Source organism: Microbacterium radiodurans, from assembly GCF_008710705.1.
Classification (GTDB): domain Bacteria; phylum Actinomycetota; class Actinomycetes; order Actinomycetales; family Microbacteriaceae; genus Microbacterium; species Microbacterium radiodurans.
Genome location: NZ_VYRZ01000003.1, coordinates 672,930 through 684,033 on the forward strand (window position 1 = coordinate 672,930; position 11,104 = coordinate 684,033).

Annotated in this window: 10 protein-coding genes; 6 read left to right on the plus strand and 4 right to left on the minus strand. The window is 71.3% G+C overall.

The features are described 5' to 3' along the window. The first annotated feature begins 26 nt into the window (after positions 1 to 26). Entirely contained in the window at positions 27 to 371 is a 345-nt protein-coding gene (locus F6B42_RS13445; protein WP_150420178.1) for a hypothetical protein, read from the plus strand. A 22-nt stretch (positions 372 to 393) separates the two neighbouring features. Here the strand turns inward: F6B42_RS13445 and F6B42_RS13450 are convergent, their stop codons facing one another. Both F6B42_RS13450 and F6B42_RS13455 read right to left on the minus strand, forming a co-directional pair. Beyond that, on the minus strand, positions 394 to 750 hold the full coding sequence (locus tag F6B42_RS13450) for a hypothetical protein (protein WP_150420179.1): 357 nt from the start codon (positions 748 to 750) through the stop codon (positions 394 to 396). A 64-nt stretch (positions 751 to 814) separates the two neighbouring features. Continuing rightward, a complete protein-coding gene (locus F6B42_RS13455) occupies positions 815 to 1,414 on the minus strand; it encodes a TetR/AcrR family transcriptional regulator (protein WP_150420180.1) in 600 nt (199 codons plus the stop codon). An 89-nt stretch (positions 1,415 to 1,503) separates the two neighbouring features. Here F6B42_RS13455 and F6B42_RS13460 point away from each other — a divergent pair, with 89 nt between their 5' ends. The 3 genes from F6B42_RS13460 to F6B42_RS13470 are packed head-to-tail and all read left to right on the plus strand — an operon-like array spanning position 1,504 to position 3,316. Beyond that, the gene (locus F6B42_RS13460) at positions 1,504 to 2,526 is read left to right on the plus strand and encodes a Gfo/Idh/MocA family protein (RefSeq protein ID WP_150420181.1); all 1,023 of its coding nucleotides are present in this window, start codon (positions 1,504 to 1,506) and stop codon (positions 2,524 to 2,526) included. 2 nt (positions 2,527 to 2,528) lie between these two features. Next, entirely contained in the window at positions 2,529 to 2,831 is a 303-nt protein-coding gene (locus F6B42_RS13465) for a Dabb family protein (protein WP_150420182.1), read from the plus strand. After that, positions 2,828 to 3,316, plus strand: a complete 489-nt coding sequence (locus F6B42_RS13470; RefSeq protein ID WP_191089368.1) for a heme-degrading domain-containing protein — start codon at positions 2,828 to 2,830, stop codon at positions 3,314 to 3,316. Before F6B42_RS13465 ends, F6B42_RS13470 begins: the two co-directional genes overlap by 4 nt. Here F6B42_RS13470 and F6B42_RS13475 read toward each other — a convergent pair. Both F6B42_RS13475 and F6B42_RS13480 read right to left on the minus strand, forming a co-directional pair. After that, entirely contained in the window at positions 3,303 to 5,594 is a 2,292-nt protein-coding gene (locus F6B42_RS13475; RefSeq protein WP_150420184.1) for a beta-galactosidase, read from the minus strand. The two genes, F6B42_RS13470 and F6B42_RS13475, sit on opposite strands and share 14 nt — an antisense overlap. A 74-nt stretch (positions 5,595 to 5,668) precedes the next feature. Continuing rightward, on the minus strand, positions 5,669 to 6,565 hold the full coding sequence (locus F6B42_RS13480) for an AraC family transcriptional regulator (RefSeq protein WP_150420185.1): 897 nt from the start codon (positions 6,563 to 6,565) through the stop codon (positions 5,669 to 5,671). 104 nt (positions 6,566 to 6,669) lie between these two features. Here F6B42_RS13480 and F6B42_RS13485 point away from each other — a divergent pair, with 104 nt between their 5' ends. Continuing rightward, entirely contained in the window at positions 6,670 to 9,681 is a 3,012-nt protein-coding gene (locus F6B42_RS13485) for a DUF5107 domain-containing protein (RefSeq protein WP_191089369.1), read from the plus strand. 191 nt (positions 9,682 to 9,872) lie between these two features. Beyond that, positions 9,873 to 11,096, plus strand: a complete 1,224-nt coding sequence (locus tag F6B42_RS13490) for an extracellular solute-binding protein (protein ID WP_191089370.1) — start codon at positions 9,873 to 9,875, stop codon at positions 11,094 to 11,096. Positions 11,097 to 11,104 lie beyond the last annotated feature (8 nt).

Genomic DNA, 11,104 nt, shown 5'->3' on the forward strand with positions numbered 1-11,104 from the left:
CGCCCGCGAGATGCAGGAAGCGACGCATGCCGTTCCACAGCAAGCACACCCTCGAGAGCTGGGTGGGAGAATTCCATGCGAGCCGCGTGGCCGGAGATCTCGTCAAGGTGATCATCCAGGATGGCTCGGAGGGCGCCGACACCGGTCTGGTGCTGGTTCCGCTGCGGAACGCGACGACGACGGTCTACATGGAGCCGGCGGCCGGGTCCGATCTGAGCTGGCGCGTCACGATCGAGCCCCAACCGGATGCGACCGTCCTGAGCAGCCACGAGCTCAGCTCCCTCGCGTCCGAGCTGCAGGTCGCGGCCGAGCTGTGCGCCTATCTCGAGAAGAGGTCGCTCGGGCACTTCGAGCCCGAGTCGCGACCCTGAGGCGCGCGGCGAGCCGACCTTCTCAGAGGTTGTCGTAGTCGCTCCACGACTGCTGGGTCCGGTCGAAGTCGGGGTCCTCGGTGGCGACCGCCGCGTCGGTGCCGCGGCGTCGCAGCTGGTCCGCGAGGCGGCCGAGTCGGGCGACGAGCAGGTCGTCGCGCAGCTCGGGGCCGTCCCACTCGATCCGCCGCGCGGTGAGCTGGCTCGCGGGGCCCACGAGCACCTCCCACCGCGCCTCGTCACCGCCGGCGTCGATGACGGGGATGTCGATGGTCGCGGCCGTCGCCGCCTGCGCCAGGGCGGCTGCGTAATCCAGCAGCGCCCGGGCGATCTCGGTCCCGGTCACCACGGAGTCGCCCGCGTAGTGGATCGTGTCCATGCATTCCGGGATACCCGCGGTCATCGGTCCTGGCGAGAGGGCTGGCGCAGCGGCGAAGCGTGCGCTACGCCGTGCGCTGCGCGACCGGGATCGCGAGCAGCAGCCGTTCGAGCGTGCCGGCCATGTCGACGCCCGGATCGAGCATCCACTGCAGCTGCAGGCCGTCGCTGACCGCCTGCAGGATGCGGGCCCACGCCTCGGCCTCGGCGGCGCTCGCGGCATCGTCCGGATCGACCCGCAGGTGCGCGACGACGAGGTCGCGGAACGTCGCGGTGCGCTCGACGAAGTACGGGTGCGCCGGATGCTGCGGGTCCGCCGCGTCGACCGAGAGCTGTGAGAACAGCTGCACGAGACCGGGCACCTCGGAATTGTGGCGGACGGTCGCGAGGAACCGCGCGAAGAACACGTCCGTCCCGGTGTCGGGATCGGCGAGGGCGGGGGAGTCCATCTCGTCGCGCTTCCGCAGGACCTCGACGAAGAGGTGCTCCTTGCTCTCGAAGTAGTGGAGCAGGCCCGCCTGGCTGAGGCCGACCGCCTGCGCGATCTCCTTGATGGAGGCGCCTCGATAACCCTGCTGGGCGATCACCTCCAGCGCGCGCGTGAGGATCTCCTCGCGTTTGGCGATGCCCTTGGCGTAGGAGCCGCGTTCGCGACGTTTCGTCATACCCCCTATTTAAACCCGCCGGTAGGGTCGGAGTGGCCCGCAGCCGGCCCGCCGAGCGGCCGCCGACCTCACCGACAGAAGGGTGCCCGATGACCAGTGCACTGCCCGAGCCCCGCCGGATCGATCCGGCATCCGTTCCCGAGCTGGGCTGGGGGATCGTCGGCACCGGCATCGCCGCGAAATTCGTCCACGCGATCCACGCGCACACCGCGCAGCGTGCCGTCGCGGTGACCGCACGAGACACGGTCAAGACGCGCGCGTTCGCCGACGAGCACGGCATCGCGGGCGTGCACGGCTCGCTCGACGACCTGCTGGCCGACCCCGCCGTCGACGTCGTCTACATCGCGACGCCGCATCCGCTGCACCGCGAGCAGGCGCTCGCCGCGATCGCGGCGGGCAAGCACGTGCTCATCGAGAAGCCGATCGCGATGTCGGCGGACGAGGCCCGCGAGATCCTGGATGCCGCGCTCGCCGCCGGCGTGCTCGCGACCGAGGCGATGTGGACGCGCTACCTGCCGCAGGCCGACGTCATCCGCCAGGTGATCGACAGCGGCGTGCTCGGTGACATCGCGCTCGTCCGAGCCGACTTCGGCTTCGCCATGCCGTACCTGCCCGAGAACCGCATGTGGAATCCCGAGCTCGGCGGCGGGGCCCTCCTCGACGCGGGCGTCTACCCGATCTCGTTCGCCTCGTCGGTGATCGGCGCGCCCGACCGGATCGTCGCGCTCGGCACCACGGCGCCGACGGGCGTCGACTCGAGCGCCAACATCGTCGTCAGCACGGCCGGCGGAGCGCAGGCGGTGCTCTCGACGTCGCTGCTGGCGTGGATGCCGGTGGACGCCTCGATCAACGGCTCGGCGGGCCGCCTCGATGTGCTGAGCCCGTTCTTCGGCCCGACCGGGGTGCGCCTGACGATCGGCTCGGACGAGCCGGTGACCTGGCGGGACGACAGCCTGCCCGAGCTGCACGACGGCCTGGCATACCAGGCCACCGCGTTCGCCTCGTACGTCGCCGCGGGCCTCGTCGAGTCGCCGGTGCACCCGCACGACGAGATCGTGTCGGTCATGGCCACGATCGACGAGGCGCGCCGCCAGATCCGGGAGACTGTCTGATCATGACCATCCAGCACACCGTCGTCTTCCGCCTCGCGCATCCCGCGGGCTCCGCCGCCGAGGCGGACTTCCTCGAGGTCGCGCGGCAGACGCTCACGGCGATCCCCGGCGTGAGCGCGTTCACCGTCAGCCGTCAGGTGAGCCCGAAGAGCGACCTGGCCTGGCAGTTCTCCATGGAGTTCGCCGACCAGGCCGCCTACGACGCCTACAACGTCCACCCCGCCCACGTCGACTTCGTCGAGTCGCGCTGGACGAGCGAGGTCGCCGCGTTCCAGGAGTACGACTTCGTGGTCGGGCCGGCGTGAGCGCCGCCGCCAGCGACGACGCGCAGATCGCCCGGCTCGAGGCGGAGGACCGACGCCTCCGGTTCGACCGCTTCGAGCACGCGGATGCGTACGCGGTCGGTCAGCTGATCATCGAGCTCGCGTCGACACGAGCTCTGACGATCACCGCAACCGTCTGGTTGGGTGAACAGCTTGCGTTCGCGGGCGCGCTCGCGGGCACGAGCGCCGACAACGACAGCTGGATGCGACGCAAAGCCGCCGTCGTGCGCCGCTTCGATGCGAGCTCGCAGCTCGTGCGCCTGCGGTGGGCGTCGTACGGCGTCACTGCGCCCGCGCTGGCGCTCGGACTCGACCCCGCCGTGTACTCCTTCAGCGGCGGCGCCGTTCCGATCCGCATCGGGGCGACGCAGGTCGGCGTGGCCGCCGCATCCGGGGTGAGCGACGAGGTCGAGCACGCGCTCGTGATCGAGGCGCTCGAGGGCCGGCTGGGCCTCAGCGCGCGCTGAGGCCGCCCGCGATCACGCGCGGCGCACGGATGTGCTCGGCCGACGCGATCTCTGCGCGACCGGCGACACGATCGGCGCGGACCCGGCTGTCGACGAAGAAGTCCGTCTCGCCGTTCCACGGCAGGATCTCGATGCGCAGCGGCCGGCCGGCGAGGTCCAGCACCGCGAGGTCGAGCTCCCATGTCCGGCCGTACCAGAACTGGTCGGCGACGAGCTCGTCGCCGACGTAGGCGCGCGCGACGTCGCCGAACCAGGTCAGGCGCAGCACGTTCGCGGCATCCTCGCCCTCGACGAGCTCGGCGACGAGCTCGGACGGATCGATCTCGAAGACCGCCGCCTGGGCCCATTCCTCCTCGAGCGGAGCGCCGAAGCGGTTCGCGGTGCCGCCGCGTCGGAGCGCCGGGGCGCCCGAGGCCTCACGGACGGTGCGCACGGAGACGGACGCGTCACCCTCGATGGGCGGAAGCGTCAGCCGCGAGAAGACGCCCGCGGGGGCGCCGCCCGCCAGCGCGGGGATGGTGAGGAGCTCGGTGGCCGCGCTCCAGCGCTCGAGGAGCAGACCCTCGGCGCCGAACGTCAGGCCGCCGTCCCACAGCGCCACGACGCGCCGACCGTCGACCTCGCCCGCCCAGACGCGCGCGCTCGACGCGGGGTCGAGGATCACGAGCCGTGTCGAGCCGACCGTCACGACGCAATCGGGTCCCGGCGCGGTCGTCGGCACCCATCGCTTTCCCTCCGACGTCTCGATCTCGCGGGCGCCGGAGATCACGGCACCGTCATCGACGCGCAGGTCGAGCTCGACGGGGATGCCCGCTGTCGTCCCGAAGATCACGACGAGACCGTCGGCCGTGTCGATGCGGGTGATCGGCTGCACCGTGCCCGACAGCGCGGCGACATCACCGTAGGGCTGCGCGATCGGCCAGAACGCGGCGGCTCCCGACGGCAGGTCGATCGGGGCCGACGGGAAGCGCGAGCCGTCGGGAAGCGTCAGCTGCACGTTCGAGAGCGGTGGCAGGGCGGCGGCCGCCGGCTGGTGGTTGTTGACGAAGACGTAACCACGGCCGTCGGCCACCCGCACGGCCGAACGCACCCCGGCATCCTCGATATCGGTGAAGGCTGCCGGCAGCTCCAGGAGCTCCGCTCCCCACTCCTGCAGGAACAGGTGCTGCGTGCGCAGCCGGTGATAGTGCGGACGGAGAGTGCCGGCCGCCCCGATGGGCGCGAAGAAGTCGTAGTCCTTGCGCGGCAGATCGTTCGGGTAGGCCGTCTCCTGCGACTCCTGCATGCCGCTCAGGCGGCCGCTCGCCTGCGTCGTGCCGTGGTAGACGTAGTACCCCTGCCACGCCGAGCGTCCGCCGAGCTTGGTCAGCGCGAGCGCGGCGATGTCCTCCGGGTCGACATGGGGGCGACGGTGGTAGGCGACGGCCATGCCGCCGCCGAGCTCGCACGTGATGAACGGATACCGGTGGTCGTCGCGTCCGTCGGTCTCGGGCGCGTCGCGCACGTCGGCGCCGACGCTGAGGTCGTCGCGCACGTCGCTGAAGATGAAGTGCATCCGCGAGAACGCCGGCAGCTCGACGTCCGACTCCTCCCAGAAACCGTCGGAGTATCCCGCGTACACCGAGATGAGCTCGTCCTGCGGCACCTGGGCACCGCCCCATCCCGTCGCGACCCAGAACGGGGCGGTCATGCCCACCGACTCCGCGAGGCGCCGCAGCGTCGCAAGGTGTTCGGGCTGGTCGTAGAGCTCGTTGTCGACCTGCACGGCGATGATCGGCGCGTCGGGGGCGTCGTCCGAGCGGAACTGCCCGCGCAGCTGCGCCTCGATGTCGGCGTACCATTCCTCGACGAGCTCGAGGTAGGCGGGGTCGTTCGTGCGGTGCTTCACCGGCAGCGCCTGCAGCCAGTCGGGGAATCCGCCGTTGCGCGCCTCGCCGTGCGCCCAGGGGCCGATGCGCATGACGACGTTCAGGCCGACGCGGCCGGCGGTCTCGACGAACCGGCGGACGTCGAGATGATCCGCCCAGCTGCGCTCGCCCCGGATCTCCTCGTGGAGGATCCAGATGAGGTAGGTCGCGACGGTGTCGATGCCGCCCGCCTTCATCTTGCGCAGCTCGTGCTCCCAGCGCTCCGGGACGTCGCGACTGAAGTGGTACTCGCCCATGACGGGGAACCAGCGCTCGCCGCCTCGGATCAGGGAGGTCGCATCGATCTCGAGGCCGGCGCCGCCCTGGCGGCTGATCGTGGGCGCGGCGGAGGAGGGGGAGTTCGTCGGCATGCGTTCGACGATACGGGCGCGCGGCTCGGCCGCATCAGCACAATGCGCGCGCCGATATGGACGTTCCTGCGGTGTCAGCCCTTGTGCTGCGCGCGGTAGGTCGTGGGGTTCACGCCGTGCACTCGGCGGAAATGCCGGGAGAAGTACAGCGGGTCGGCGTAGCCGACGGCCGTGGCGACGTCGGCGATCGGCAGCTCGGTCGTGTCGAGCAGCTCGCGAGCGCGCGCCATCTTCACACCGGTGTGGAACGCCCCGGGCCCGCCGCCCGTCGCACGCCGGAACAGCGCGCTCAGGTGCGACGGCGACATGCCCACGAGATCGGCGAGCTCCGCCACCTGGATGGATCCGTCCACCCGTGCCTCGAGGTAGCGCATCGCCCGCTCGAGCGGCGAGCCGTCGGCCGGCAGCACGCTGTCGGCCTCGATCCGGGTCAGCAGGTGCCAGGCGAGACCGGATGCCGAGAGCAGGTGCGCCTGCGAGAGGCGGCGTTCGAGCAGCGAGACGATCTCGTCGAACAGGGCCGACACGCGGTCGACCGACCGCAGGCGCGTGAGCGGGCGCGGCGCGCCGAGCATCGACGACGACAGCTCCGCCACGTCCGAACCGCGCAGGTGCATCCACCAGATCGTCCATGGGTCCGTGTGCGACGCCTGATAGACGTGCGCCCGGTGCGGCGGGATGATGACGCAGGCGCCCCGGGTCAGCGCGTGCTCCTCGCCGTCGATCGACACCGACCCCGACCCCGAGACGCAGAGGATGACGATCGTCTCGCCGGCGCCGTGACCGCGAACGCGACGGTGTCCGGCCGCAGCCGGGAAGTATCCGGCATCCGTCACGGTGAGACGCCGCGTCCCGGGCCGGTCGAGCGCCGCATCGACCTGCGGGCGCGGGACGACGACGAGGCGCTGATTGTCGAAACCGTCGATGCGGTAGTGCGGCTGGCTCTGCGGGCGGTTCGCTGATTCGTCCATGTATGTCCTCGTTCTCACCATATCCCCGCCGTCTTCGCCCGCCTAACGTGGCCGAGGACGTCGCCGACGTCGCCCATTGCCGCACCGAAGAGGAAAGGTCAGCGATGACCCTTCAGCACCCCGCACCGCACCAGCACGCCCCGGCGGACGACGCCCGGTCCGAACGGCTCGTGCTGCCCGACGCCGACGCCGACCTCGCGTCGGAGATCGCCGCGGGCCGCGCCGTCGCGTGGAGCGAGCCGGTCGAGATCCTCACCTACGAGGCGGGGACGCCGAGCCCGTACCCGATGTTTCTCGACCAGCGCGTCTACCAGGGCTCGAGCGGCAAGGTCTATCCGCTCCCGTTCACGGAGTCCGTCGCCGACGAGCCGGTGCGTCGTAGCTGGCAGGCTGTGCACCTCGAGAACGCCTACGTGCGGGTCATGGTGCTTCCCGAGCTCGGCGGCCGCATCCACATCGGCTTCGACAAGACGACCGGCTACGACTTCTTCTACCGCAACAACGTCATCAAGCCCGCGCTCGTCGGGCTCGCCGGGCCGTGGATCAGCGGGGGAGTCGAGTTCAACTGGCCGCAGCACCACCGCCCGGCGACGTACCTGCCCGTCGAGACCGCCATCGAGCACGATCCCGACGGCGCCGTGACGGTGTGGTGCCACGACCACGACCCGTTCGCGCGCATGTCGGCGCAGCACGGCATCCGCCTGCGACCCGACAGCTCGGTCGTCGAGCTGGTCGTGCGGCTCCACAACCGCACGAAGGAGCGTCAGACGTTCCTCTGGTGGGCGAACGTCGCCGCGCGCGTCGGCGACGACTACCAGTCGTTCTTCCCCGAGGACGTCCGCTACGTCGCCGATCACGCCCGTCGCGCGCTGACGGCGTTCCCCGAAGCGGATCGTCCCTATTACGGCGTCGACTACGCCGAGCGCGCGGCCGTCGAACCCGGCGCGGACCGCATCGACTGGTACCGGAACATCCCGGTGCCGACGTCGTACATGATCGTGGATTCGAACGAGGACTTCTTCGGCGGGTACGACCACGGGGCCGGTGCCGGCTTCGTGCACTGGGCCGAGCGGCGCGTCTCGCCCGGCAAGAAGCAGTGGACCTGGGGCGACGCGCCCTTCGGCCATGCGTGGGACGCGCAGCTCACCGACGCCGACGGACCGTACGTCGAGCTCATGGCCGGCGTCTACACCGACAACCAGCCCGACTTCAGCTGGCTGCTGCCGGGCGAGACGAAGACCTTCACCCAGTACTGGTACCCGATCCCTGCGATCGGTCCGGCCTCGCAGGCCACTCCGGATGCCGCCGTGCACGTCGACCGCGTCGAGCGCGGCGACATCGCGGGGCCCGTGGTGCGGGTCGCCGCCGCTGTCACGAGCCCGCAGACCCGCGCCGCGCTCCGCATCCTCTCGGGGAACGAGGTCCTCGCCTCGCGCGTGGTGGACCTCCGCCCGGGCGAGGTCGCCGAGCTGTCGGCATCCGATGACGCGGCGGACGACCTGCGCGTCGAGCTGACGGATGCCACGGGCCGCCTGCTCGTGCGCTGGGAGCCGATCGCCGTCGCCGACGAGGAGCCGTGGGTCGCCGAGGAGCCGCCGCTCGCGGAGCAGATCGACTCCGTGGACGAGCTCTACCTCACGGGACTGCACCTCAGCCAGTACCGTCACCCGACCCGTTCCCCGCTGCCGTACTGGCACGCGGCCCTGCGCCTCGACCCGGGCGACGTCCGCACCAATCTCGCCCTCGCAGACCTCGACTACCGCGCCGGCCGCTACGACGTCGCACTCGATCGCGTCGAGCGCGCACTCGCCCGTCTGACGCGGCGCAACGCCAACCCGATGGATGCCGAGGCCTTCTACCTTCACGGTCTCGTCCTCCTGCGGCTCGGGCGCCGGATCGACGCCGAACGCGCGTTCGGCAAGGCGGCGTGGGATGGCGCGTGGGCGGCCGCGGCCGGCTTCGCGCTGGCGCAGTCGCTCGCCGCCCGGTCGCAGCATCGCGCGGCGTTCCGAGTGCTCGACGAGCTCGACCAGGTCGCCGGACACGACACCCGCCGCACCGCCCTGCGGGCTATCCTGCTCCGGCGGGCCGGGGCGGGCGAGGCCGCCGACGCGGTGCTGACCGCCGCGCGGGCGCTCGATCCGCTCGATGCCTGGCTGCGGATCCTGGACGGCGCCGAGGTGGCCGATCCCGGCATCCTGCTCGACGTCGCCCTCGACTTCCGCGACAGCGGCGAGCACGCCGCCGCGGCCAAGCTGCTCGCCCGCGTGGCCGGCGCCGATCCCGGACCGGCCGCGAACCAGCGCGCCATCGCTTCCTACCTCGCGGCCCAGCTCGCCGACGTCGCGGGCGACACCGAGGTCGCCGCCGCGGAGCGCGCGCGTGCGCGCCGTTCGGACCTCACCCGGGCCTTCCCGGCCGGACTCGACGCCGCCGATGCCCTGGCGGCCGCGCTGGACGCCGAGCCCGACGACGCCGTGGCGCACCATCTGCTCGGCACCCTCCTCTACGCGCACCACCGTCGCTCCGAGGCGAGTGCTCACTTCGCCCGGGCGATCGAGATCGGCGACGAGAGCCCCGTGCTGCTGCGCAACGCGGGTCTCGCCGCCTACAACGTCGATGCCGACGACGAGCGCGCCTGGTCGCTCTACGATCGGGCGGTCGCAGCCGCTCCGGGCGATGCGCGCCTGCTGTTCGAGCGTGATCAGCTCGCGATCCGGCTCGGGCACGGCGCGGCCGAGCGCCTGGCGCTCCTCCGCCCCCGCGAACCCCTCGTGCTCGAGCGCGACGACCTCACGATCGCGTACGTCGATCTGCTCGTCGCCGAGGGCGACGCGGCGCGGGCGTACGAGATCCTCACCACACGGTCGTTCCATCCCTGGGAGGGCGGCGAAGGGCTCGCGATCGCCGCGTGGGACGCGGTCCACGACGCGCTCGGGATGCCGCAGACCGACCCGCCCGCGACCCTCGGCGAGGCGCGGAGCCCCTACACCGCTCCGGTCGCCCGGCACGAGGACGGCGCGACGGACTACTTCGCGACGAGCCTGCCGGAGCTGCTCCTGTTCGCCCGGGAGCCTGCTGTCGATTCCGTGATCGATCCGTCGTTTCGTCCATGAAAGCCAGCGATTCACCCATCGTGCCGGCGTCTCGGCCGACCTAGCCTGAAGCCCGAGTTCGACGCCGAACTTCCGCACCGAGCACCACGCGCGATCGCGACGACCCCCGATCCCGTCGCACGCACCACCCGCACCTCCGGCGAGCCCTGCACCGAGCCGCCGGATCTCACGAGGAACAAAGGAGAACCATCGTGAACACGTCCCTGAAGAAGCCCGTCATCGCTCTGGCAGCCCTGACCGTCTCGGCCCTCGCCCTCGCCGGATGCTCCGGCGACAACGGCTCGGGCTCGGGCGGCGGCGACGGCGACCAGGTCACCCTCGTGGTCTGGGAGTCCCTCGAGGGCCGCTCGGACTTCATCAAGCAGGCCGGCGAGGCCTACACCGAGCAGAACCCGAACGTCACCATCGAGTACAAGAACGTCGAACTCGGCGACGCCCCCGCGCAGATCGCGCTCGACGGCCCGGCCGGCGTCGGGCCCGACGTGTTCGCCGCCCCGAGCAACGCCACCGGCGAGCTCGTCGCCGGAGGACACATCCTCGCGGTCGCCGGCGCGGACGAGCTGAGGGATGAGCTGCTCGAGGGCGCCGTCCAGAACGTCACGTACGACGACGAGATGTGGGGCGTGCCGGTCACGATCGACACCTACTCGCTGTTCTACAACAAGGCGTACGTCACCGACCCGCCGAAGACCTGGGACGACGTCGTCGCCTTCTCGAAGCAGTTCGCCGCCGAGAACCCCGGCAAGTACGGCTTCGCCATGAACCCCGGCGTCGTCTACTACGCCGGCTCGTTCCTGTTCGACGCGCCCGACAACCTGCCGTTCGGCGAGAACGTCGACGACCCGAGCCAGCCCAACACCGACACCGCTGCCACGGCCGAGGGCGCTGCCGAGCTCGTGAAGCTCCGCGAGGTGCTGGACGTCGCCGCCGACGACCTCGACGACGCCACCGTCGACACGCTGTTCGAGAGCGGGCAGTCCGCGATGACCCTGACCGGGTCGTGGAACATCCCCGTCTTCGACGACGCCGGTCTCGACTACGCCGTCACGACGATGCCCGCGGCAGCCGGATCCGACCAGCCCTCGGGATCGTTCTCGAACTCGCGCACGATGTACGTCTCGGCCTACTCCGAGCACACCGAGGCTGCGCAGGACTTCGCCGCCTTCCTCGCGAGCCCCGAGATGCTGCAGCTCGCCTACGACCTCACCGGTTCGGTGCCCTCGGCCGACATCCCCGTCGACAACGAGGCGACGCTGGGTCTCATCGAGCAGGGCGAGTACGCCTTCCCGAGCCCGTCGATCCCCGAGGCCGCCCAGTTCTGGCTGGCGATGGACTCCGCGGTCAAGAACATCTGGAACGGTGCCGACATCGACACCGAGCTCGCCACGGCCACCTCGGTCATCGAAGGTCAGTGACGACTCGT

Coding starts and splice junctions, on each gene's coding strand:
- F6B42_RS13445 (WP_150420178.1), top strand. CDS start 27: ATGCCGTTCCACAGCAAGCACACCCTCGAGAGCTGGGTGGGAGAATTC.
- F6B42_RS13450 (WP_150420179.1), bottom strand. CDS start 750: ATGGACACGATCCACTACGCGGGCGACTCCGTGGTGACCGGGACCGAG.
- F6B42_RS13455 (WP_150420180.1), bottom strand. CDS start 1,414: ATGACGAAACGTCGCGAACGCGGCTCCTACGCCAAGGGCATCGCCAAA.
- F6B42_RS13460 (WP_150420181.1), top strand. CDS start 1,504: ATGACCAGTGCACTGCCCGAGCCCCGCCGGATCGATCCGGCATCCGTT.
- F6B42_RS13465 (WP_150420182.1), top strand. CDS start 2,529: ATGACCATCCAGCACACCGTCGTCTTCCGCCTCGCGCATCCCGCGGGC.
- F6B42_RS13475 (WP_150420184.1), bottom strand. CDS start 5,594: ATGCCGACGAACTCCCCCTCCTCCGCCGCGCCCACGATCAGCCGCCAG.
- F6B42_RS13480 (WP_150420185.1), bottom strand. CDS start 6,565: ATGGACGAATCAGCGAACCGCCCGCAGAGCCAGCCGCACTACCGCATC.
- F6B42_RS13485 (WP_191089369.1), top strand. CDS start 6,670: ATGACCCTTCAGCACCCCGCACCGCACCAGCACGCCCCGGCGGACGAC.